Raw genomic sequence first — 23,755 nt, 5'->3', positions numbered from 1 at the left:
GTTCCTTAAATTTGACTTTTCAGCTGATGTGACTGCTTGGACTTTTTTTGAAACTTGGCTTCAAGCTTAAAGCCCAAGAAAACACAGTAGGCAGTGCAGGTCATCACGCAAATGGTCCCAAGGACAATAGATAAAACCAGTTGCCAACCTTGGGTAAGAAAAAGATGTTTATATTTGATTAAGCCAATAATACAAGGAATAAAAAACAACAACAGTTCAGCTAAAAGTAAATCCGAACCCGACTTAACCCAGTCCAGCTTAAATAGACCCGCTAACAGAGAAATAAGTAAAAGCGTTAGACCCACGACCCCACCTGATATCGGTAAAGACAGGGCGACTTGTATCAGCGTTCCGATATACCAAATCCCAATCAGCAAAGCTACTTGAAGAGTAGAACGATAAGGCAATTTGAACGAAAGCATTGGAAGACCACAGGGTATAAGTTGTTGGTGTTATTTTAAGTTTGACCTGATCTTGTAATTATGAATAATAAAATAATAATTATGCTTAATTGGAATAATTTTGGATTTTAAAGCGCTAAAAATATTTGTGCAGCTGGTGAAAAGTCACAGTTTTAGTCTTGCTGCGGAGGAACTATCTGTGACTCAACCCACTATTAGTAAATCTTTAAAACAATTAGAAGACGAGATAGGACTGCCTCTATTTCATAAAGGTGAAGCAGGGCGCAAGCGAGAAGTCAAACTGACCTATATGGGAGAACAAGTTTATCTACATGCCGTGCAGATTTTGCAGCAGGAGCAACAGATCTTTGAAGCAGCAGATCAAATTCGTGGGTTGAAACAAGGTGTGCTGAGATTGGGGTTGCCACCTTTAGGCTCAGTATTGTTGAGTTCCTTAATTGTTAAATTTCACAAATTGTATCCCAACATTGAGTTGAACTTTTTAGAAGTCGGTGCAACAGGCATTGAAGAAGCCATTTTGGCCAAAAAAATTGACGTTGGGATTTTATTGGGCGAGTTAAAACCCAGCATTCAAGGCATTCAAATTATCGATTCACCGTTGTGTTTGCTTTCCAACTACGATTCACAGTGGAGAAAGCGCGATGTGGTACAGTTTGCTGAACTTAAAGAAGAGTCATTTTTACTGTATGCAGACACCTTTACTTTAAACCATGTGATTCTAGATGCGGCGATGGCGGCTGGTTTTGAACCCAAAGTGTTATGCAAAAGTAGCCAGTGGGACTTTATTGCCAAAATGGTCGAGTCAGGTGTCGGTATTGCTTTATTGCCGCAAATTTATTGTGAGCAGTTAGATCGCGCAAAATTCAGCGTCAGTCTAGTGGAACAACCAAGCTTGCGGTGGAACTTAAATATGGCATGGAATTCAACCGTGGTGATGAATCCTGCAACACGTGCATGGTTATCGATCATTGATGAATATAAAGATCAAATTCATTTTTAGATATTTCATCTTCAAACACGCTTTATTAAAAAATGATCACTTTGATTACGTTCTGATTACCTAAGATTACCTTATGCTTACAAAAAAATGCCTAAATGCCAATTTATTGATCAATAATTAAACAAAAATGTTTCATAAAATCAGATCAAAGTCTCTGTGCCCGATTTTTGTATAGTCTAAGTGCAAACATAAAAACGGAGGCTAAATGTTTAAATTTAAGAATGATATTGTGCACGGTGCGCTTTTTGACATGGATGGAACAATGTTTGATACCGAACGTTTACGGTTTCAAACCTTGAAACAGGCATCCAAAGAGCTAATTGGGGTCGAGTTTTCAGATGCCTACCTTATGGCATGTTTAGGCTTAAGCGCTCGAAGTGCGGAAGCCTTGGCGCAAAAGCAATATGGACAGGAAGTTCCCTATGCAGAGATTCGTAAGCGAGCAGATGAATTAGAATTAGAAACAGTGCGCCAATATGGTGTGCCGATTAAAAAAGGTTTGGTACAAGTTCTAGAACGCTTACGTAAAGCAGGATTACGTATGGCCGTGGCGACTTCTAGCCGAAGAGCGATTGCTGAAGAGTATTTAATCAATGCCAATGTTTATAAGTTTTTTGATGTTTTGGTCTGTGGTGATGAGGTTGAAAAGGGGAAACCACATCCTGAAATTTTTTTAAGTGCAGCGCAAAAACTGAACCTCGAACCTGCGCAGTGTTTCATGTTTGAAGACTCTGAAAATGGTATCCGCTCGGCACATGATGCTGGGGGCATCTGTGTACTGTTTAAAGATATTAAAGAACCCAATGCAAGCATGTTGGCACATGCCAATTATTATTTTGAAAATATGTATGACTATCTAACAGAATTAGATATCTACAGCTCACATCTGGAAATGCCTAATTTACAAGAAAGCTTTCCTCAAACTTTAAATCAACTAACTGTGGGGATTCATGGGTTTGGTGCCATTGGCGGAGGCTATATTGCACAAATCCTGTCGCATTGGGATGGCTATACGCGTCCTAAAAAAATCTATGCGTCTACACGTAACAGTTTATACCGTTCAGCCGTAAATGCTTTTGGCGCATATTGCATACGTTATGGGCAAGTGTCTTATGATGAGCGTATTGAAAATATGCATATTATTGATGCTGAAGACTTACAGCAGATGCATGCCATGTACGTCGAGTCGAGTTTAATTGCGATTTGTTTAGCTGAAAATGCATTAGCCAGTGAAGCTGCAACCATTGCACAGGGCCTCTATGCACGCTATCTGGCGCAAGATGAGCAAGTTCAAACTCCACTGACGCTGTTAATTATCTTAAATAAAATTGGTGCCAAGCAGTTGGTTCTAGAGCAGGTACGTAAAGCCTTGGTAGAATTAACAGACCATGCTGTTGCTGATTTTATTTTAGAGCAGCACTATTTCTGCGATACGGTTGTGAACCGTATGGTATCTAAGCTGAGCGATAAAAATCTATATCGTCAACTGTGCATTAAATACAATATTTTTAAGCAATATCAACTTGATGACGAGAGTAATCAAATTGAAGTTGAAGATGTCAGTAAACTCAGCGTAGATCAAGAACGCCGTGCCAGTGAATATGTAGAAGATTTAAGACAAAATTTCCAACCGAGTCATATTTTACAGCATATGGATTTAATTCTTTTCAATGCTGAAATGGATATGCCAATCTATGTGGAAAACAAAAGTCCCTTACTCAGTAAAATGCGTCAAATGATCTTGGTAGATCAAATTTCAGATATTCAACTTATTAAAAACCGCTTATGGAATGGCGTACATGCCATGACTGCGTGGTATGCCAGCCTACTCGGGCATCAGACCATTGGTGTAGCGATGGGCGATCCGCGAGTGCAGTATTATGTTGAAAAACTGCTTGCAGAAGTGACGCAAGGTCTGGCGCACTATCTGCCAAAACGCAAAAATGATTTAACGCGTTTAGCCCGAAGTTTTGATCAATCTTGCCAGTATGCCTATAAAGACCCATGTAGTCGGGTTGGGCGTGATCCACTGCGTAAGTTGAGTGCATTTGAACGTGTATTTTCATCGGTCGCGTACAATGTTTCAAACGGATTTTCTTTTGAAGCGCTATTAAGTGGTGCGATTTTTGGCTATCTGTATTTGATGGAAGAAGAGAGCCAGCCTGTGGATGTATTGTTAGGGCATCTGAAGCAGCAACTTCAACAGATGAACCTGTCAAAAGCACACAAAAAGGCGCTGTATTATGTCATTCAAAAACGTCTCAATGAATATCAAAAAGGTGAGCTGGGAATGGAAGACTTTATGATCCATGACCAACCTCAAAAGGCTGAAATGAGCTGTGCTTAAGTCTTCATGACGTTCAGATGTCTTTGAGCCGACTAAAATGTGAAAACAACATAAGAAAAGCTGGGTAAAAAGGGCTTTTCTTATGGTCTTAAATCTTTTAACGTTAGACCTAAGAGAGACTTGGTTTTTTACAATGAAATGGGATGAGATCGGAGAACAACCGTGTTCAATTGCACGAACGCTGTCGGTGATTGGCGATCGGTGGACGATGTTGATTTTACGAAATGCATTCTTGGGTGCACGCCGTTTTGAAAGTTTTCAACAAAATTTGGGTGTCACTCGTCATGTGCTTTCTGAGCGTTTAAAGCGTTTGGTTGAACATGATATTTTGGAGAAAAGACCCTATACAGATCGTCAAGAGCGCTTTGAATATTGTTTGACTGAAAAAGGTTTGGCTTTATACCCTGTGCTGATGTCCATGGCAACATGGGCCGATCAATGGATGGACGAGGGCTTAGGTCGTCCCGTGCAATTTATCCATAAAACCTGCGGGCATAGCATTCAGCCATATTTGGTTTGTAACGAATGTGGTGATGCCATACATTCCAAAGACATCAAAGCGATACCGACACAGGTTTATGTCGATGCTTTAGCTGCTCAATCAGACGTTAAACAAGCTTAAGTTTATAAACAGTTTGCAGGTTTTGGCACGCCTGCCAAACGACTCAGATGGCGCGCTACAAGCCCAGTATTAAACTTTTCTTGCAGTATGGCATTATTGATGTCTGCACTGACTGTTTTCATTAAAAACTTAATCAGCGGACGTGTTGCAGGTGAGTGTCCAAACTGTTGGTAAAACTGACGCACTGCCATGAGGATTTCAAAGTGCCAATCAGTCAATTCAAGCTCTAAAGATTTTGCTAGCTCTTTTGCAACCTCTTGATTCCAAATGGTGTAATCAACCAAATGACCATCTTGGTCTAATTCTAAATTCATCTAAACACTCAAAATTATTTTAAATTGATACAACGACTATGGCTTAAGCATAGCTCAGCAAACCGAACATAGCTGATGGTTTCTAGGTTACTCGAATGGATAGCAGCAATATTTTCAGCATCCTGTTCAAGCACAAATACACAAGCTAGCTGCTGAATAAAAGTATGTTGTATATACAGGGCTGCATCACCCATTAAAACCACATCATCCCCTGATTGATAGAGGTTTTGTAATTTACTCAGCACTTGTTCCGTCGCGGAAAATGGAGACTGCACGAGATAAAGTGTTTTGCTCATAATTGTTTCCTTACCAATACAATACATGGTCAAACTGCTGTATTAAATTGGCATTGAGTTCAACACATTCTATTTCTTGCTCGGTTTGTTGAACAAAAGCAGAAGCTTGATTCTTGGTTTCAATCCAAATTGGGCTTAAGTCATAAAACTCAAAGCTATCAACCATGTTTGAAGCCAGTTTAAAAGCATGTTTTAAGGGTTCAAATGATTGAGCATTGTTTAATAAGCTGAGTGCAGCATCTTGTAATAAGACTTTGACTTCACAGCCAAAAGTTGCAAGAACCATGGTTGCAGACAGGCTTTCATGCACTTGCAAAGAGTTCAAATTGGCTTGGGTTAAAATAACCAGTACAGATTTCACACAATATACCTTTTAAAAGCAACAAATTCTTGAAAACTTAGCACTTAGAATTGAATTAAGCGCTCTGCAGATTGAACGGCATCGGCCAGTTCCCCTAGGCCTACCAAGTCAAAACCTGTAGCAAGATTATGCTGTGCTAACTGATGACGCTGTGCATTTTCGGCATCGGTAATTCCTCGGGCCAAAGCTGCACTTACACAAACGGGTAGGCGAATTGCGAGTTTTTGCCACTCAGAACATAGATTCCGTTGGTCGTCAGGTACCCATTGCAGGGCATTGGCAACTTGAACAGCATCTTGGTAGAAAAACACTCGAAAGGGTTCATTTTTCCCATGCAGTGCTTGCGCTAAACCTAGAGCATGCCATGCATGAATTGAACTCGGTGCGGAGGTAATTAGTAATAAAGTACTCATCAAACTTCACTAGAGGAATGTCCAAATCTTGCTTGGTACATTCGGACTTCATAATAAAAAGGTAGTATACAATGATTTTAGTGACTGGTGGTTTAGGCTTTATAGGCTCTCATATTGCTTTGAGCTTTATGGCGCATGGGCAAGAGGTCATTATTGTAGACAATTTATCCAATGCGAACTTGCAAACTCTTGAACGATTAGAATTTATTAGTGGCATGTACGTGCCTTTTGTCAAAATTGATATACGAAATACGCCTGCTTTAAACAAAGTTTTTGAGCAGTATTCCATCGATGCGGTGGTGCATGCAGCAAGTTTTAAATCGCTTGAAGAATCTGTATTGAAGCCTTTGGAATACTATAATGACAATGTCAGTTGTATCATGAGTTTACTGCGTGCCATGCAGCGCACAGGTGTCCGAACTTTGGTTCATCTTTCCAGTCTTGCGGTCTATGGTGAATCCAGCCTACATCTAGAAGAAGATTTGGAGCTGAATTTCGGCTATCCAAACCCGTATATCAAGTCGCAGCAAATGGTCGAAGAAATTATTCGAGATACAGCAAAAACGGATAATGAATGGAAAATTGCAATTTTAAGAATGGGCAATGTCGCTGGTGCATTTGAAAATGCGATGCTCGGAGAACTATTCCCGCCTTTACCGAAAAATATTATTCCACTGTTGATGCAAGTCGCTGCAAAACAGCGTGATCATATTGAACTTAGAAAAAGTGCACAAACCACAGACCATACCGTAGAGCGTAGTTTTTTACATATCCTCGATGCCTGTGATGCGATTGCGGCTTCGTTACAATGGTTAAGCACCCAACAGTTTGCTTGTGAAGCCTTTAATATTGCAGGTCAAAGTGTGTCGATACAGCAGTTGATTGAAAAAGTTGAAAGCGTGACGCAAAGTGATATTGCTACAGTCGATGTGAAGGATTCGCACATCGTGGAATTAGATCAGGTCGCAGCCGAGTGTAGTAAAGCGAAAAACATTTTACACTGGGAAGCGAAGCGCAGTTTAGAACAGACCCTTGAAGATGGATGGCGTTTCTACCAACAAAATTTAGATGGCCGTTAATTAATTTACTGATAACAATTATCATTTACATATTTTTGCTTAATCATTAAAATAAGGAAAACAAGCGCAAAATAATCATTTTGCAATTCAGTTAAAAAGGAAGAGGTTAAAATGCAAACACGTATTGAACATGACACGATGGGCGAAGTTGAAGTACCGAGTGAAGCACTTTGGGGTGCTCAAACTCAGCGTAGTTTCCAAAACTTTAAAATTGGCAGTGAACGTCTACCACGTCCAATGATTCGTGCCATGGGCTTAGTGAAAAAAGCAGCAGCATTAACCAATGCTGAGCTCAACCAAATTCCACAAGAATTGGCGCAATACATCGTCGGTGCTGCGGATGAAGTGATTGCAGGGCAGTGGGATAGTCAGTTTCCTTTGGTGGTATGGCAAACTGGTTCAGGCACACAAAGCAACATGAACTGTAATGAAGTGATTGCCAATATCGCCAATCAGAAACTCGGCAATCCTTTAGGCGCACAAAAACCTGTACACCCGAATGATCATGTAAATCGTGCTCAGTCGACCAATGACTCGTTCCCAACGGCGATTCATGTTGCAGCAAGTATCCAGATCAATGAATTACTGATTCCTGCGGTGACACAGCTTCGAGATACTTTAGCTGCAAAGTCTCAAGCATTTTCAGACATCGTTAAGATTGGTCGAACTCATTTACAAGATGCGACACCCTTAACCTTAGGCCAAGAATTTAGCGGTTATGTTTCTCAGCTCGATCACGGCTTAAAGCGTTTACAACAAGTACTTTTAGGCTTGTATGAGCTGCCTTTAGGTGGAACGGCTGTAGGTACAGGATTGAATGCTCATCCTGATTATGCAGAAAAATCAGCAGAGCAACTGGCACAGTTGACAGGGCTACCTTTTGTGACTGCACCAAATAAATTTGAAGCATTGGCTGGGCGTGATGCAGCAGTGTTTGCCTCAGGTGCATTAAAAACGCTTGCGGTAAGCTTGAACAAAATTGCCAATGACATTCGCTGGTTGGCAAGTGGCCCACGTTGTGGTTTTGGCGAGTTACGTATTCCTGAAAATGAACCAGGCTCAAGTATTATGCCGGGGAAAGTGAACCCGACTCAAAGTGAAGCGATGACCATGGTGGTGGCTCAAGTCTTAGGCAATGACACCACGATTAATGTTGCGGGCGCATCGGGTAATTTTGAGTTGAATGTATTCATGCCAGTGATTGCGTTTAATTTGTTGCAGTCGATTCAGCTTTTGGGTGACGCATGTAATAGTTTTAATGATCACTGTGCAGTGGGTATTGAACCAAACCGTGAAAAAATTGATCACTTCTTACATGACTCATTGATGTTAGTTACGGCTTTAAACCCAGTGATTGGCTATGAAAATGCAGCGAAAGTTGCCAAAACAGCCTATAAAGAAGGGAAAACGTTAAAACAGGTGGCCGTAGAGTTGAACTTAGTCACGGCTGAGCAGTTTGATGAAGTGGTACGTCCAGAGCAAATGATTTCCCCAAATGTAAAATAGCCCTTGGTCCAGATGCTCAACTAAAGAGCAAATGAACATCAGCAGTTTTTATCTTTGGGTGAAGTCGGTACAATGGTCGACTAAAGATAAACTGCTGATGAGTTACCATGCTTGATATTTATTTGACAGATGTTCAGAAAAACGTGCAATTTAACGATTATCCGGGTGAACATCCTGTTAAATTTGTTTTAAATTTCAAAAAGATTTTCCCAAGTGTTATGGAGTTATTACTTCCTGTTCTACCTGAAAATGAAAATCTTGAAGAAATGACATGGGAATCAACCACGACTGACTTTGAACTTTTCAAACTGTTGTTGAGTGGTTGGGGCGTGATTGAATTACGCTTAAACGCGATCAAACAGTTTAAAGATAAAGATTTTGCCGATGCTCTAGTGAAACGTGCACAACAAAAACGCAAAGACTTTGCAAAAGCACAGCAACAGTTGAAAACAGTTGAACTTGATTATTTATTTATGCATGAGATTCATGCATTGATCGATGCAGAATTGGTTGAACTGGGTGAAAAGTTCTATTTACCTGTTCTTCGTGACTTATGGAAAAATAAAATTTCCACTCAAGTCTTAGAAGCTAAATTTTAAGTCATTCAAAAAATCCTCCAAATGGAGGATTTTTTATATCGATAGCAAAACTATGTATTTGCGAGCATAAGAAAGTATTTAAACTGCATCTAAAGCACTAAATTTTATTATTTGGTCAAATATTGGAATTAATATTGCTTGATACATTGCGTCATCATTCACACTATAGCCGTAAGGATTTTATAATATGTCAAATCAGTTCATCGACTTAATCACAAAGCGTCGTACCATTTATGCCATTGGTAAAAAGGTCGAGTACAGCCCTGAATTTTTAACTGATTTGATTCAAACTGCCATTAAACAAAGCCCATCATCGTTCAATTCACAGTCATCTCGGGCGGTGATTTTATTTAATACGCAACATGAAAAGTTCTGGACTTTTGTGGCTGAAAAACTGAAGTCTTATGCTAAAGATGAAGAAAGTGCGGCTAAAACAACGGCAAAAATGGCCAGTTTTGCAGCAGGTGTAGGTACAGTTTTATTTTTTGAAGATCTGGATGTAATTCAGGGTCTACAAGAGCAATTTCCATCTTATGCTGAAAATTTCCCAGTATGGGCAGAGCATTCAACTGCAATAGCACAGTTTGCAACTTGGACTGCATTACATACCTTAGGGTTAGGTGCATCTTTACAGCATTACAATCCAATTGTAGATGAAGAAGTCCATGCTGAGTGGAATGTGCCTGCAAGTTGGAAACTGCGTGCACAACTGGTCTTCGGCTCGGTTGAGGGGGAAGCCAAAGAAAAAGGCTTTGTGGATGATGCTGTACGCTTTAAAGTCTTCAAATAATTAATCAAAAAGCCGCTCTACACGATGGAGCGGCTTTTTTTAGGCTGAGTTTTTTACAGGTCGACTACTTCTTCATTTTGCGGTAGTCACTCGGGCGAATAGGGCGGGTGCCGCGCCACAAACCTTTCTTGTGCTTTTTCGCATGACTTTGTAAAGCATTCATATGTTTTAAATGCTTTTTATCCTTAATATAGTCCTCATAGACCCATGCTGCACCACGTTTAACCATCTCCTCATTCATACTTCTCCGAAAACGGTAGATTTCACCTACACAACGACCGTAACGGTCAATGTCTGTAATGCGAACACGAACCACTTTCCGATAAACCATTTTTTTGATTAAGCGTTTGGATTCAGGCCCATAGCTTTGAGTGGACTCAGGCGCATCAATATAGGCAAAGCGTAATTTGGTTTCAGAGCGTCGAAAGTTAAAGCGATAACATGTTAGCGTATCACCATCACTTATAGCCGTAATTCGACACCAATAGGTTTTACCTTTTTTAAAGGGATGGAGAAATTGGCTGAGAGCATTTTGTATTTTATAAAAAGTAAATACCAGTATCAGGCAAAGGACGAAGCCAATACCGATGAGCCAGCTATTGGACAGGTGATCAAACATAGAGGAGAGCAATAGAAAATAAAAATATCAAAAAGACATTGTATGGCAGATACACTATTTAAAATGCTTTAAGTGATACCAAGTGTTTATTTTTCATAAGAAAATAGATGTTTAATTAAACAAGTAAACTGGAACAAATTTTTAACGAAGTAAAAAAGCCAATAACTAGTCGAGTTGCGTGAATTTATAATTTATCTAGCAATAGCCTAAGCGGATTTATGAGATAAAAAAATAGCCTAAGCAAAAATTTTATAAATTTCGTTCCTTAAAAAATGGTGTCTTTTATTTTCAGTTAAATTTTTATGCCAATAAATTCCAATATTCATCTGCGGCAGTTTCACAGGAACATCAAAAATATTGAGTAGAGGGGAAACATGCAAATGGCTCAAAATATTTTGAGGAATCGTTAAAATTGCATTTGGATATTGCTCTAAAATTTGTAGCGCAGTGGAATAGTGCTGACAACGCAAAAAAACCTGCCTAGACAGTTGCTTACGATTTAAATGAACATCTTCAACCAAAACACCAGTTCGCCTTGATGACACACCAATATGCGGTGCAGCCAAATACAATTCAGCATTGATTTGCTGGAGCTGAGTACAAGCCACAAACTGGTCTTTGACCAAGCTCTCAAATTGAATTTTATCGCCAAAGTTTTGTTCCAAATCAATCACAAAATCAATTTGTTGAGAAACTAAATCAGCATCTACTGTTTTACGGTCAAGCTTACTACTCATAAACTGAATACTTAATCCAAGTTTTTGAAAGTGAGCGACTAACTTTGGGAAAACAATCGGTTCTATTTCATCATGAATCGCAATTTTTAGGCTTTGAACCATGTTCGGGTCGAAGCTTTGCTGCTGCATGGAAATACTTTGGATTGCAATTAAAGCATTTTTAATAATCAGATAATTTTGTTCTGCAAAAGGTGTTGGAAGCATTTGGCTGCCAGAGCGAACAAATAAATCATCCTTTAAATGGCTACGTAGACGCTGCAAGGCATGACTGGCAGCAGACTGCGTAATCGACAAGATTTGAGCTGCTTTTGAAATACTTTTTTGCTCATAAATCGCAATAAAAAGTGGGTATAAATTGATATCGATGCGATGAAAAAGTCCCATATCAATGGGTGACTTACTATGAATGTTGTTCATGCTGATCTATAAAATAAAATCATTTTGTTCATATTAGTTTTCAGGTTATGTTGATGTAAAGCGAAAATATCAAAATAGATCGAAGGAAGCAGCCATGTTTGAACTTTCAGCACGTGCTCAAGATTATGTAGAACGTACCAAACAATTTATTCAAAACGAAATTGAGCCGATCGAAACAGACTTTTGGCATGAGGTACATGAACTGAACCAAGGTGGCGACTGGACCAAATGGCAGTGGCCCGCACAACTTGAAACGCTCAAAGCCAAAGCAAAAGCTGCGGGTTTATGGAATATGTTTTTGCCTTGTCCTGAATTGGGTCAAGGTCTATCGGTTCAAGAGTACGCTCATATTGCAGAACTCACAGGTCGAAGTCTTCTTGCGCCGACCGTGTTTAACTGTAATGCGCCTGACAGTGGCAACATGGAGGTATTGTGGCGTTATGGCTCTGAAGCTCAAAAGCAAGAGTGGCTTACGCAGCTTTTGGATGGAAAAATTCGCTCTGTTTTCTGCATGACAGAGCCTGCCGTTGCTTCATCTGATGCGACCAATATGCAAGCAACAGCCGTGATCGAAGGCGATGAAATTGTGTTAAACGGCCGTAAATGGTGGTCTTCAGGCTTAGGCGACCCCAATGCCAAAATTATTATTTTTATGGCACATACACCAGATGAAACGAAAGATCGCCACCATCAACACTCGATGGTTTTAGTGCCTGTTGAAACGGCTGGTGTCAAAATAGAACGAATGTTACCAGTCTTTGGTGACTACGATGCTCCACATGGTCACGGCGAAATTAGCTTTAGTAATGTTCGTGTACCTATTTCTAACTTTATTGGTGGCGCAGGTCAAGGTTTTGAAATTGCCCAAGGTCGTTTAGGGCCAGGTCGTATTCATCACTGTATGCGCTGTATTGGTGCTGCGGAAAAGTCTTTAGAATTGATGATCGATCGTGGTATGAGTCGTACTGCATTTGGCAAAGAAATTTTAAAATTAGGTGGAAACCTAGAGCGCGTGGCTGATGCACGTGTTGCAATTGATCAAGCACGTTTATTAACCTTGTATGCTGCGTATAAAATGGATACTTTAGGGAATATGGCAGCGTTAACCGAAATCTCTGCCATTAAAGTCGTTGCGCCAAGTGTGCTTGAAAAAGTGGTCGATATGGCGATTCAAATTCACGGCGGAGCAGGTGTGTCGCGTGATACACCTTTGACAGGTTTCTTCGCTCAAGCACGTTCACTGCGATTGGCTGATGGGCCAGATGAAGTCCATAAAGGCATGATTGCTAAATTAGAACTGGCAAAACGTGGCTATAGTACGCGTCGTAAAAAATAATAGAGGAGAAGATCATCTCTTTAATTCATTGTTTTGAAATAAAAATAGATGATCTTCTAAGTTATAAAGAAAAGATTGAGAGTTTGGGAAAAAAGAATGTCAGCGATTGATGTAGGTGGAACAGTTCGGGCGGGTGAAGAACTGGATGCTGTAGCCGTAGAAAACTGGCTCAAAGCACAAGGTGTCGATCTACAAGGGCAGGTTGAAGTCACGCAATACTCAGGCGGTGCATCTAACTGGACGTATAGATTGAAATACGACAATGTCGATCTAATTCTACGCCGCCCACCCAAAGGTACCAAAGCTAAATCTGCACATGACATGGCACGTGAATATCATGTGCAAAAGCATTTAACCCCTTTTTATCCTGTACTTCCCGAAATGGTTGCATTGTGTCAGGACGAATCTGTTCTTGGCTGTGACTTCTACGTGATGAAACGTGTAGAAGGCATTATTCCACGTGCCAATTTACCGAGAGAGCTAGATTTTAAAGAAGCCCAAGTTCGTGAGTTGTGTATCAATGTGATTGATAAACTGATCGAACTTCATCAAGTGCCATACCAAGGCACAGAACTTGAGAATCTTGGTAAAGGTGATGGTTACTGCCGTCGTCAAGTGGAAGGTTGGGACGCTCGTTTTGAAAAAGCCAAAACCATTAACGTCCCTTCATTTAAATATGTACGTAAGTGGCTGAAGGATAACATTCCAGAAGACTCAAAAACTTGTGTAATTCATAACGATTGGCGTTTTGATAATGTTATTTTAGATCCGAATCATCCGACACAAATTATTGGTGTCTTGGATTGGGAAATGGCAACGCTTGGTGATCCACTCATGGACTTAGGTTCGGCCTTGGCATATTGGGTTGAAGAGTCGGATAGTGCACTTTTTAAAGCGACACGTCGTCAACCGACAAATCTTAAAGGCATGTTCACACGTAAAGAAGTGGTCGATTATTATTTAGAAAAAACGGGTTTAGACGTCGAGAATTGGACCTTTTACGAAGTCTTTGGCATTTTCCGTTTAGCTGTGATTGCCCAACAAATTTATTATCGCTATCACCATAAACAGACCAATAACCCAGCTTTCAAAGATTTTTGGATTTTGATTCACGCTCTCCATATTCGCGCACTTAAATTGATTGGTTTACAGAAAATTGAAGCCAATGAAGTTGCTCAAAAATACATTATTAAAATGAAGGAAATATTAGGCAAATGACCACTATTTATTTCATTCGCCACGGGCAAGCATCTTTTGGTGCAGAAAGTTATGATCAACTTTCTCCCAATGGTGAACTTCAAGCCAAAATTTTGGGTCAATATTTTGATCAGATCTTAAAAGAAGCGCCTGTGGTGGTGTCAGGCTCCATGCAGCGACATCAGCAAACGGCATGTATTTCTTTGGCTGAATGCTTTCCTGAAGTAGATGTCTTAACAGATTCTGCATGGAATGAGTTCAATCATCAGCAAGTCTTTGCTCATTACGAACCGCGTTTTAACGAGCCACATTTACTAAAAGCCGATGTGGCTAAAGAGTCGAACCCACGTGCATATTTGGCCAAGATATTTGAAGGGGCAATTGAACGATGGACAGGTGGCGACTATCACCATGAGTACGATGAATCATGGCCTGAGTTTAAAAGTCGAATTGAAGTCGCTTTACAAGATTTGTGTGATGAACTGGCTCAAAGCAAACCGCGCTATGCTGTGGTGTTTACTTCAGGTGGTGTAATTTCAGTGGTTGCAGGCAAACTTTTGGGTTTAAGTCCAAATAAAACCTTTGCGCTTAATTGGGCTATTGCCAACAGCAGCATGACCACATTACGACTGGTGGGCAATGAACCGCAGCTTTTAAGTCTGAATGAACATCATTTTATTAAAGCCGAAAACTCAAACTTACTGACATGGATCTAAGGACAGGATTAAGACATGGCTAAAACAATTTTAATTACAGGGGCAAGTTCTGGCATTGGTGCAGGTATGGCACGCGAATTTGCACAAAAAGGCTATAACTTGGCAATTTGTGCAAGACGCTTAGATCGCCTTGAAAGCCTAAAACAGGAACTGGAAAGTAAGTATGGAATAAAAGTTATCCCTAAAGTTTTAGATGTGACCAATTATGATCAAGTATTTGAAGTTTTTCGTGCATTTAAACAAGAGTTTGGTCATTTAGACCGTGTGATTGTAAATGCTGGAATTGGAGATGGACGTCGAATTGGTAAAGGCAGTTTTGCGATTAATAAAGCCACGGTTGAAACCAACTTTATTTCAGCTCTAGCGCAGTGCGAAGCTGCAGTTGAAATTTTCCGTGAGCAAAATGCAGGGCATTTGGTTGTTATCTCGTCTATGAGTGCAGTCCGCGGTATGCCGAAACATTTGACAGCGTATGGTGCAAGTAAAGCGGGTGTTGCACATTTGGCTGAAGGTATTCGTGCAGAACTGCTCAATACCCCAATTAAAGTCACGACTATTTTTCCTGGCTATATTCGTACAGAAATTAATGAGGGTGCCAAACCGCTACCTTTTGAAGTGGATGAAAAAACAGGTTCACGACTGTTGGCCGCAGAAATTGAAAAAGCCCCTGTAAAAGCCTATGTTCCTAAATGGCCGTGGTTACCACTGGGTTTAGCAATGAAAATTTTACCACTGAAATTGGTCAATAAACTGGGTTAATGATTGAAATAAAAAGGCTGTAAATCAGCCTTTTTATTTTTAACTATGCCACAGCCTTCTAAACATATGTTGCTATTTCCAGATGATCATTTGAGTGTATTCATGAGTTGGTCATAAAATCGAGGTAGCATTGAAGAAAAAGGTGATCAAGATGTCCACACAATTCGACTTTGTTTCAGTCAGAAAAAAGCCCAATGTTCATTTTGGTGGGCGCTCAATCAGTCATGTCATTCAATGTGAAGATGGTTCACAAAAGACCCTTGGGGTTATTTTGCCTACAGATCAACCGCTGACGTTTGAAACGCATGTTGCGGAGCATATTGAAATTGTTTCAGGTCAATGCCAAGTTAAAATTGGGCTACAGACTGAAATGACTCTGTATTATGCAGGTGAAAGTTTTGATGTTCCTGCCAACAGCCGCTTTAGTATGATGGCAAGTGAAGTTGTAGATTATATTTGTCACTTAGAAAAATAGCCGAAGACAAAGACTCAAATTGTTAGAATAATATTAAGTCTTATAAATTATTGATTTAATAGGTGTTATGTTATTTACTTTGCAGCAATATTTCTGAAAAATATTTAAGTCTGTGTATCGGTGCAATTCAACGTATACTATTTTCATCTCTCAGTTAGCTTAGACCCAGTCACTGAATATGCGATTAAAAATTTATACCCTGGCTTTGATTCCAGTCATTCTATTTCAAGGTTATGCCGTCAAAAAAAATACACCAAGATTGGCTGAACCCGAAGGAGAGCGCATTGGACAAAAGGGCGTGGGTAAGTCGCTTGCTTTGCTCATTTTGGGGGATTCAGCGGCGGCGGGTGTTGGTGTAAATGTTCAAGATGATGCGTTATTGGGTTCAATTTTAAAAGAACTGTCATCAGAATTTAGTATTCAATTTTATTTACAAGCAACGACAGGCTTCACTACAGATCAAGTCATTCGGTCCATCCAAATGCTTGAGACACAGCATTTTGATGTCATCATTACTTCTGTGGGCGTAAATGACATTACAAAATTCACTTCGCCGCAGGCTTGGATCGCAAAACAGAAGCAGCTTTATGACATACTCAAACATAAGTTTAGTCCACAACTAACAATTGCATCAGGTGTACCACCGATGGATCAGTTTCCTGCACTTCCAAACCCACTTGCATGGTTGTTCGGTCAATATGCCAAAGCGATGAACTTAGAATTAGGCCAATTTGTCGCACAGCAAAATCAGATGGAGTGGGTAGAGTACGATCTAAAGAAGTTTTTGGCTTTAAACTTAGTTATGGCCGAAGACGGTTTCCACCCTAGCAAAGAAATTTATCAATTTTGGGGTAAACAAGTGGCTAAAAAAATACGCCAATCTTTTTAAAATTGAATAAAGACAAATTTTCTATAGCTTATGACACATTCAGTTGAAATTGAAAAACATCCACTTAAACCTTTCCTGCCAGCTAATGCCAAATTATTGATGCTGGGCAGCTTTCCACCGCCTAAGGCCCGTTGGAAAATGGACTTTTACTATCCAAACTTTCAAAATGATATGTGGAAAATATTTGGTCTGTGTTTTTTCCAAGATAAAAATTATTTTCTCAATATCGAGCAGAAGACATTTAAAGAACAACAGATCCGTACATTTTTAAATGAACGGGGCATTGCGATTTTTGATACGGCCTATGAAGTGATTCGCCAAAAAGGCAATGCTTCAGATAAGTTTTTGCACATTATTACCCCAACCAATATACAACATTTACTTGAACAAATGCCCGATTGTCATAGTGTGATGACCACTGGCGATAAAGCTACTGATACGCTCATGCTGTCTATGCCTACAGGTACGTTAAAACCACAAATTGGCATGAAGTCCGAGACACATTTTGCTGGACGAGACCTGAGGCTTTATCGGATGCCATCTTCTTCTCGTGCCTATCCTTTGGCTTTAGAGAAAAAAGCTGAGGCTTATCAAAACTTATTTTCTGAAATAGGCTTACTTTAGGTAACTTTTGGGATTATCCACATGACTGAATCTTCCAACCATTCGTAGATAGTGGTCTGCTTTAGTCTTCGTATTCAACATAGTCCCAGAGATTAAGCCGCGCTTTAATCTGTTTACGTAGTTGCGGCAGCATAGGAAATAAGGTTCCATCAATCCAAAGGCTGAGTGCACCTGCCGAAAGTGGTTGTTGCGATTCATCGATCAATTGAGCACCTTTCACCAAAACAAAAGTCTCTTCACTTGCAGCTGTTTCGATCCCTTTAAACTGAACCAAAAGTTCATGGCCTGTATCTTGGATTTGCCACTCCAGTTCAATTTGGATATTTTGATTGGATTTTAAAACAACTTGTCCTTCAACCATGTCATTGTCAACCAAGCAGTCATGTTCAACACGCACTTTACTTAGAAACCATTCTTGTCGGGTAAGATCTTCTAGTGTTTTGTAGGGGGTTAAAATATTGCTGAGATTAAACTGACGACTTAAATCAAAAAATTGCATTACTAAACTTTATAAAGGAGTGATAAAAAAGGAGGGCTGCATGTTAAATCAAAGTGTGTACTGAGTAAAACTTTTCAAGCCTTTGAGTGAATTTAGGTATGAGATCCAATTATTTTGTTTGGGTCTTATATTCAATGGCGTTTATTAAGAGTAGTAATAGCTAAAGCATTTTTAAGCTGAGCTTAAAAACAAAACAACTCAACCTAAACAGAAAGCTATCGTATATTAGAGAATATGGATAACGTCATTCACTTGTAATTACATCATCCATTCAATGGGTAGGTATGATACAGCTTTCATCATAAAACGCTGAAATTTTGTGGTTTCAGGTTCTGTTTGATATTCAATGACAGTTCCATCTTTTTGATGTTCAAGCCAAATGATATCGCCTTGAGGGTTGAGTTTTAACTCATATGCAATATGCGGGAGAAATTCATCTAACTTATGTGAGATTGCATTTTGCAATTGATCTGACTCTACCACTAAGCCCACTTCTGTATTTAAATGGGCTGAGCGTGGGTCAAAGTTAAACGAACCAACAAAGACTTTTCCGTCTATATCAAAAAATTTGGCATGGAGCCGTGAGGAACTTCGACCTTTAGCTGGAATCACATGACCAGTTGCCACTTCATACCATGTGTATTTTTCTCGTTCGATATAGGGTTTAAATTCATATAATTTGACGCCATTTTCGAGCAAGCCACGGCGATATTTTTTATAAAATGCATGCACAATGGCAACATCATTAGCCAATAACGAATTGGTTAAGACCCGAACTCGAGTTCCATTTTTTGCCAAATTGGAGAGATAGTCGGCACCTGCTGTGGTTGGAACAAAATATGCGGAGACCAACTCCATATGCTTTTCAGGCTTACCCATCAAATCGAACATTTGTTTGACAATGATTTCATCAGGCTCTGCTTCACCACGAATTTTATTGGGAGAATCGGCAATAAAATGAGCTTTTGCCCAGTTAACAGGATGTTTGGTTAGCTCTGAATCGACTTGTATACGAGCCAAATCAATTTTCTGTTCAATCACATTTTTATCTAAGGCATCCGCTTCATAGTGCTGTTTTAATTGAGCCAGTTCTTCTTTTGTTCCACGACCCACTAATTGGGGAATTGTATAACTGAGATCATCATTCCAGAAATTTAGAAATACGCTATTGGCATGTTCTACAGCTTGCCCATAAAACAAAATGTCCAAATCGGTAAATTGGAATTTTTCACTGGCATCAAAGTATTCACTGCTGATATTACGACCACCAGTTACCGCAATTGCACCATCAGCAATGATCAGTTTGTTATGCATACGATGGTTAATGTGATTGAAGCGAAAAGCATAATCAATCACACGTAAATGACGGTATTTGTAAGGATTGAATAATTTGATTTCAAAATTGGGGTGAGCACTCAGTTTTTTGAGAGTTTCATCAAGTGCAGTGCCATTTTGGTCATCAATCAATAAGCGTACTTTCACACCACGATCTGCAGCATTTAACAGTTCATGCAACATCATATGGCCTATAAAGTCATCTCCCCAAATATAGTATTGGACATCTAGACTGTGCTTCGCCTCTCGTATCAAATGTAAGCGTGAGGCAATACTCATAAATGCTTCGTCTAGAGCTAAATAGGCCGTAAGTCCCTGTTTTTGCTGTACAGACGCATCTTGACCATTAAGCCAATGCTGTGCATATATCTCTACAGGGTCTGAAGGCTTAGCTTGATTGGGGGCGAGTTGACATCCCGCCAATGTTAAAACGGTGCTCAACAAAATCAGCGGTCGACAATGAGTTCGTATCGGCATATTTATTTTAAAGACCTAATTTTTATACGTTATACATTTCACATGTTATAGGTTGAAACAGAGAATAAAAAGCGGTTGCTGTAGCGCATCTGTTAAAGACCTGTTAAGGATAGCGAAAATGAAATCACGTGCAGCTGTTGCCTTTGGACCTGGACAACCTCTGGAAATTGTAGAAATTGATGTTGCTCCACCGCAAAAAGGTGAAGTTTTAGTCAAGATTACTCATACAGGTGTATGCCATACCGACGCATTTACTTTATCTGGTGATGATCCTGAAGGTGTTTTTCCAGCAGTTTTAGGCCATGAAGGTGCGGGTATCGTAGTTCAGGTCGGTGAAGGTGTAACCAGCGTTCAGCCGGGTGATCATGTTATTCCACTGTATACAGCTGAGTGTGGCGAGTGTTTATTCTGTCAGTCAGGCAAGACCAATCTATGTGTTGCAGTTCGAGCTACGCAGGGCAAAGGTCTGATGCCCGATGGTACAACGCGTTTTTCTTATAATGGACAACCGATTTATCACTACATGGGTTGTTCAACCTTTTCTGAATATACCGTTGTCGCAGAAGTATCTTTGGCTAAAATCAATCCAGATGCTAACCCTGAACATGTCTGTCTATTGGGTTGCGGTGTGACCACTGGTTTAGGTGCAGTCAAAAATACAGCCAAAGTACAAGAGGGTGATACCGTTGCAGTCTTTGGTTTAGGTGGTATTGGTCTAGCAGTTGTACAAGGTGCAAAAAAAGCCAAAGCCAGCCGTATTATTGCGGTTGATACGAACCCTGACAAATATAAATTAGCAGCAGAATTCGGAGCAACTGATTTTGTAAACCCAAAAGATCATGAGCGACCTGTACAAGAAGTCATTGTTGAAATGACGGGTTGGGGGTTGATCACTCATTTGAATGTATTGGCAAGACTAATGTCATGCGCTCAGCACTTGAATGTGCACACCGTGGTTGGGGACAGTCGGTGATTATTGGTGTGGCAGGTGCAGGCCAAGAGATTTCAACACGTCCATTCCAACTGGTCACTGGCCGTACCTGGAAAGGGACAGCTTTTGGTGGTGTAAAAGGTCGTTCACAACTGCCAGGTATGGTTGAAGAAGCAATGACTGGCGACATTCGTTTAGCTCCATTTGTTACGCATACCATGGGTCTCGACAAAATCAATGAAGCCTTTGACTTAATGCATGATGGAAAATCAATCCGTACTGTGATTCATTTTGAAGACTAATTCGCTGTAATATGTTTAAAAAACCAAGCTGCGGCTTGGTTTTTTGTTTTTGATCAGAAGAAAAGTGAATTGGCAAAACTGTTCATGTTGTTAGACAAAAATGATAAAAAATGTCAATTCGTTAGATTTTGTCCTTTTATGACATAGTCGAAAATAGGTTCTCACCTTATCTTGATGTCTCAATAATGCACACTTGTATAAAAATAAACTAAAGCAGAGGGTGACTATGGGAAAGCATGTTGAATACCGTCCTGAATGGGTACGCGAAGATTTCATCGATTTTCTGGCTGAAAAAGTCAATCCGCTATGGGCATGGAAAAAAGCCAAAGCGCGGATTGTTGCAAAACATCACTTGTCAGATGACTTCGTGTACATGCAGTTACAGCCAAATCATCATTTTAAAGCAACCGACTATCAAGCTGGGCAAAGTATCTTAGTGACAGTACTCATTGCTGGTGTACGTTGGCAGCGCAGCTACTCGATTGTCGAGATTTTAGAAAATGGCAATCTTGTGATTGCTGTCAAACAACAGGGTAAAATCTCAAATGCACTTACTCAACAGTCTGTAAAAAGTGTAGTTGAAATTTCCCAAACGCAGGGCGAATTTGTTTTAAAAAGTCAGCCTCACTCTGCACTGATGATTGCCTCGGGAAGTGGTATTACCGCAATTTATGCATTGATTAAAGCAGCATTGAAACGCCCACAAACAGTTTCCAATATCGATCTCATTTACTTTACGCGGGATGATGCCTTTCATGCAGAACTGCAACAACTTACTGAACATTATCCGCAGTTTAAATTCCATCATGTAAATACCTTGCTGGATAAACAACATCTGAGCCTAGACTTGCTTAGCCAAAAGGTGGAAGGTTTTGAACAACGTGAATGCTATGCCTGTGGTGCTGCCAATATGATGCAAAGCCTGACAGAAATTTATCAGGCTTTAGACTTAGTTGACCATCTGCATACCGAATACTTTCAAATTGTTGTCGATCATACTCAGAGCGCTCAAGTGGTCACGTTTCAACGTTCGCAGCAACAGTTTCAAGCTCAAAGCAATTTATTAGACAGTGCAGAACAGGCTGGTTTACGTCCCGCGCATGGCTGCCGTATGGGCATTTGTAATACTTGTTCATGTACTAAAGTTAAGGGTGTGGTGCGGAATCTGCTCACAGGCGAGCTTGATCAAAACAATAACACACAAATTAAATTATGCATTTCACAGGCGGTTAGTCCTGTTGTAATCAACCTTTAAGAAGGTATAGATATGAATCTTCCCGTTTATTTTAGTGAAAGCAGTAAATCCAAATATTTAAGTCCTGCACAAATTGAAGAGTTTGGTGCGAAAGTTGAAGCGATCCGTCGTGAAGTGATGGAAAATCTCAATGAAAAAGATGCTGAGTATATTTACAAAATCCGAAATTTTGTGCGTTATAGCGAAATAAGCGCACGTGCAATGCTGATGTTTGCGGGATGGCTGCCTCCAGTATGGCTTTTGGGCACAGGTTTATTAGGGGTATCTAAAATCGTAGAAAATATGGAGCTTGGGCATAATGTCATGCATGGTCAGTTTGACTGGTTAAATGATCCGAGTCTCAATGGGGCAAATTATGATTGGGATACTATGGCCACAGGCCCCGACTGGAAACATACGCATAATTATATCCACCATACCTACACCAATATTGTTGGTATGGATCATGATGTCGGCTATGGCTTAGTCCGTGTGAGCGATGCACAGGTCTGGGAACCTCGTTTTTTGCTGAATCTGCCTTTAGCTGCACAGTTGATGGTGTTTTTTGAGTGGTATGTTGGTATACAAAATCTGCATATAGAAGATGTGGTGGCCTATAAAACAAAAACTTGGCGTGAAGTTTGGGTAGAGTCATATGATTTTAGGCAGAAAATGAAACGCCAAGTGATTAAGGACTATGTCTTTTTCCCCATGATTGCTGGGCCAAATGCACTGCCAGTTTTTGCAGGAAATGCAGTAGCCAATGTTATTCGTAGTTTATGGGCATCCGCGGTGATTTTTAATGGTCACTTTACTGAAGATGCTGAAAACTTTGAAATGGACAATATCGACAATGAAACACGGGCCGAGTGGTATCTGCGTCAAATTCGAGGCTCAAGTAATTTTAGTGGGACACAGGGCTTGCATATATTAAGCGGGAACTTGAGTCATCAAATCGAACATCATCTTTTCCCAGACATGCCTGCCAATCGCTACGCACAAGTCGCACCCAAAATTAAAGCACTGTGTGCAGAGTATGGGATTCATTACAATGAAGCGAGCTTTATCAAACAGTTTTCATCTGTTTGGGTGAAATTGGCTAAATACTCACTGCCAAATGAATGTTATGAAAAAAGTGACCCTACACAGTCTTTTCTGAAACACAATCTGAGTTTATTGAAGAAAAGAATCTTTAAATCATAGCTCACAAGCATGTACTAGAGCAGAAACTTTATTGGATAATATTGACCCATTAGGTTTCTGCTTTATTTGCACAAAAGTAGGGCGTAAAACCCCTCTATATGATGTCTTTGTGTAAGTCGGATTAAATTTAATCATTAGGGTGTGTTGACACTTTTAGCTTAAAAAAATAGCGAAGTAGTAAAATCAAATCGCCAAACCCAATTTTACTATTCGCTATGCCTCGTACCATGCTGACAGATCAACACTGGCAAAAGTT

General features: G+C 40.0%; 25 protein-coding genes and 1 pseudogene. 17 read left to right on the top strand and 9 right to left on the bottom strand.

Features of this window, described 5'->3' with window-relative positions:
• Positions 1-5: 5 nt before the first annotated feature.
• The gene (locus HYI04_RS14455; protein WP_010326619.1) at positions 6-422 is read right to left on the bottom strand and encodes a CidA/LrgA family protein; all 417 of its coding nucleotides are present in this window, start codon (positions 420-422) and stop codon (positions 6-8) included.
• Positions 423-522: 100 nt separating this feature from the next.
• Here HYI04_RS14455 and HYI04_RS14450 point away from each other — a divergent pair, with 100 nt between their 5' ends.
• The 3 genes from HYI04_RS14450 (at position 523) to HYI04_RS14440 (ending at position 4,391) form a co-directional block, all read left to right on the top strand.
• Positions 523-1,422, top strand: a complete 900-nt coding sequence (locus HYI04_RS14450) for a LysR substrate-binding domain-containing protein (protein ID WP_005399541.1) — start codon at positions 523-525, stop codon at positions 1,420-1,422.
• Between the two features lie 205 nt (positions 1,423-1,627).
• Positions 1,628-3,769, top strand: coding sequence for a bifunctional mannitol-1-phosphate dehydrogenase/phosphatase (gene mtlD, locus HYI04_RS14445; protein ID WP_010326620.1), 2,142 nt, complete (start codon positions 1,628-1,630; stop codon positions 3,767-3,769).
• A gap of 133 nt (positions 3,770-3,902) precedes the next feature.
• Entirely contained in the window at positions 3,903-4,391 is a 489-nt protein-coding gene (locus HYI04_RS14440) for a helix-turn-helix domain-containing protein (RefSeq protein WP_010326621.1), read from the top strand.
• Positions 4,392-4,393: 2 nt separating this feature from the next.
• Here HYI04_RS14440 and HYI04_RS14435 read toward each other — a convergent pair whose 3' ends face one another.
• The 4 genes from HYI04_RS14435 to tusD are packed head-to-tail and all read right to left on the bottom strand — an operon-like array spanning position 4,394 to position 5,775.
• Positions 4,394-4,705, bottom strand: coding sequence for a TusE/DsrC/DsvC family sulfur relay protein (locus HYI04_RS14435; protein WP_004979945.1), 312 nt, complete (start codon positions 4,703-4,705; stop codon positions 4,394-4,396).
• A 14-nt stretch (positions 4,706-4,719) separates the two neighbouring features.
• Positions 4,720-5,001, bottom strand: coding sequence for a DsrH/TusB family sulfur metabolism protein (locus tag HYI04_RS14430; protein ID WP_010326622.1), 282 nt, complete (start codon positions 4,999-5,001; stop codon positions 4,720-4,722).
• A gap of 10 nt (positions 5,002-5,011) precedes the next feature.
• Positions 5,012-5,362: a hypothetical protein gene (locus HYI04_RS14425; RefSeq protein WP_010326623.1), complete on the bottom strand. Its 351-nt coding sequence runs from the start codon at positions 5,360-5,362 to the stop codon at positions 5,012-5,014.
• A 44-nt stretch (positions 5,363-5,406) separates the two neighbouring features.
• On the bottom strand, positions 5,407-5,775 hold the full coding sequence (gene tusD / locus HYI04_RS14420; protein WP_010326624.1) for a sulfurtransferase complex subunit TusD: 369 nt from the start codon (positions 5,773-5,775) through the stop codon (positions 5,407-5,409).
• A gap of 71 nt (positions 5,776-5,846) precedes the next feature.
• Between tusD and HYI04_RS14415 the strand changes: the two genes are divergently transcribed.
• The 4 genes from HYI04_RS14415 to HYI04_RS14400 all read left to right on the top strand — a co-directional run bounded on the left by HYI04_RS14415 (position 5,847) and on the right by HYI04_RS14400 (position 9,749).
• Positions 5,847-6,854 (top strand): NAD-dependent epimerase/dehydratase family protein, encoded by a 1,008-nt coding sequence (locus HYI04_RS14415; RefSeq protein WP_010326625.1) that lies wholly within the window; start codon positions 5,847-5,849, stop codon positions 6,852-6,854.
• Positions 6,855-6,965: 111 nt separating this feature from the next.
• Positions 6,966-8,360, top strand: coding sequence for a class II fumarate hydratase (gene fumC / locus HYI04_RS14410; protein WP_010326626.1), 1,395 nt, complete (start codon positions 6,966-6,968; stop codon positions 8,358-8,360).
• Between the two features lie 107 nt (positions 8,361-8,467).
• On the top strand, positions 8,468-8,959 hold the full coding sequence (locus tag HYI04_RS14405) for a hypothetical protein (RefSeq protein WP_010326627.1): 492 nt from the start codon (positions 8,468-8,470) through the stop codon (positions 8,957-8,959).
• A gap of 187 nt (positions 8,960-9,146) precedes the next feature.
• Positions 9,147-9,749, top strand: a complete 603-nt coding sequence (locus HYI04_RS14400; RefSeq protein ID WP_010326628.1) for a nitroreductase family protein — start codon at positions 9,147-9,149, stop codon at positions 9,747-9,749.
• Between the two features lie 64 nt (positions 9,750-9,813).
• Here HYI04_RS14400 and HYI04_RS14395 read toward each other — a convergent pair whose 3' ends face one another.
• Positions 9,814-10,368 (bottom strand): thermonuclease family protein, encoded by a 555-nt coding sequence (locus tag HYI04_RS14395; protein ID WP_004979847.1) that lies wholly within the window; start codon positions 10,366-10,368, stop codon positions 9,814-9,816.
• Positions 10,369-10,604: 236 nt separating this feature from the next.
• On the bottom strand, positions 10,605-11,522 hold the full coding sequence (locus tag HYI04_RS14390; protein ID WP_010326629.1) for a LysR family transcriptional regulator: 918 nt from the start codon (positions 11,520-11,522) through the stop codon (positions 10,605-10,607).
• Positions 11,523-11,616: 94 nt separating this feature from the next.
• Between HYI04_RS14390 and HYI04_RS14385 the strand changes: the two genes are divergently transcribed.
• From HYI04_RS14385 to HYI04_RS14355, 7 genes are all read left to right on the top strand, one after another.
• Complete coding sequence (locus HYI04_RS14385; protein WP_010326630.1) at positions 11,617-12,858, top strand: acyl-CoA dehydrogenase family protein; 1,242 nt, start codon at positions 11,617-11,619, stop codon at positions 12,856-12,858.
• A 96-nt stretch (positions 12,859-12,954) separates the two neighbouring features.
• Positions 12,955-14,076 (top strand): phosphotransferase family protein, encoded by a 1,122-nt coding sequence (locus tag HYI04_RS14380; RefSeq protein WP_010326631.1) that lies wholly within the window; start codon positions 12,955-12,957, stop codon positions 14,074-14,076.
• Positions 14,073-14,771 (top strand): histidine phosphatase family protein, encoded by a 699-nt coding sequence (locus tag HYI04_RS14375; RefSeq protein WP_010326632.1) that lies wholly within the window; start codon positions 14,073-14,075, stop codon positions 14,769-14,771. Before HYI04_RS14380 ends, HYI04_RS14375 begins: the two co-directional genes overlap by 4 nt.
• 15 nt (positions 14,772-14,786) lie before the next feature.
• Positions 14,787-15,530, top strand: coding sequence for an SDR family oxidoreductase (locus HYI04_RS14370; RefSeq protein ID WP_005399526.1), 744 nt, complete (start codon positions 14,787-14,789; stop codon positions 15,528-15,530).
• Positions 15,531-15,681: 151 nt separating this feature from the next.
• Positions 15,682-16,005, top strand: a complete 324-nt coding sequence (locus HYI04_RS14365) for a pyrimidine/purine nucleoside phosphorylase (protein WP_010326633.1) — start codon at positions 15,682-15,684, stop codon at positions 16,003-16,005.
• A gap of 178 nt (positions 16,006-16,183) precedes the next feature.
• A complete protein-coding gene (locus tag HYI04_RS14360) occupies positions 16,184-16,894 on the top strand; it encodes an SGNH/GDSL hydrolase family protein (protein ID WP_178896321.1) in 711 nt (236 codons plus the stop codon).
• A 30-nt stretch (positions 16,895-16,924) separates the two neighbouring features.
• Positions 16,925-17,518 carry a uracil-DNA glycosylase family protein gene (locus HYI04_RS14355; protein ID WP_010326635.1) on the top strand — a complete coding sequence of 198 codons (594 nt, stop codon included), beginning with the start codon at positions 16,925-16,927 and terminating at the stop codon, positions 17,516-17,518.
• Between the two features lie 61 nt (positions 17,519-17,579).
• Here the strand turns inward: HYI04_RS14355 and HYI04_RS14350 are convergent, their stop codons facing one another.
• Both HYI04_RS14350 and HYI04_RS14345 read right to left on the bottom strand, forming a co-directional pair.
• The gene (locus tag HYI04_RS14350) at positions 17,580-18,017 is read right to left on the bottom strand and encodes a hypothetical protein (RefSeq protein ID WP_178896320.1); all 438 of its coding nucleotides are present in this window, start codon (positions 18,015-18,017) and stop codon (positions 17,580-17,582) included.
• Positions 18,018-18,275: 258 nt separating this feature from the next.
• Positions 18,276-19,829 (bottom strand): phospholipase D family protein, encoded by a 1,554-nt coding sequence (locus tag HYI04_RS14345; protein ID WP_178896319.1) that lies wholly within the window; start codon positions 19,827-19,829, stop codon positions 18,276-18,278.
• 118 nt (positions 19,830-19,947) lie between these two features.
• On the opposite strand from HYI04_RS14345, the pseudogene HYI04_RS14340 reads away from it, so the two are divergent.
• The 3 genes and pseudogenes from HYI04_RS14340 (at position 19,948) to HYI04_RS14330 (ending at position 23,499) form a co-directional block, all read left to right on the top strand.
• Positions 19,948-21,062 (top strand): annotated as a pseudogene (locus HYI04_RS14340) (S-(hydroxymethyl)glutathione dehydrogenase/class III alcohol dehydrogenase).
• Positions 21,063-21,288: 226 nt separating this feature from the next.
• On the top strand, positions 21,289-22,317 hold the full coding sequence (locus tag HYI04_RS14335) for a flavin reductase family protein (RefSeq protein ID WP_178896318.1): 1,029 nt from the start codon (positions 21,289-21,291) through the stop codon (positions 22,315-22,317).
• 12 nt (positions 22,318-22,329) lie between these two features.
• Positions 22,330-23,499: an acyl-CoA desaturase gene (locus HYI04_RS14330; protein ID WP_178896317.1), complete on the top strand. Its 1,170-nt coding sequence runs from the start codon at positions 22,330-22,332 to the stop codon at positions 23,497-23,499.
• Positions 23,500-23,755 lie beyond the last annotated feature (256 nt).

This window comes from Acinetobacter sp. SwsAc2, from assembly GCF_013391465.1.
GTDB classification, from domain to species: domain Bacteria; phylum Pseudomonadota; class Gammaproteobacteria; order Pseudomonadales; family Moraxellaceae; genus Acinetobacter; species Acinetobacter johnsonii.
The sequence above is the reverse complement of the archived record's forward strand: the minus strand, read 5'-3'. Positions and strand labels throughout refer to the sequence as shown.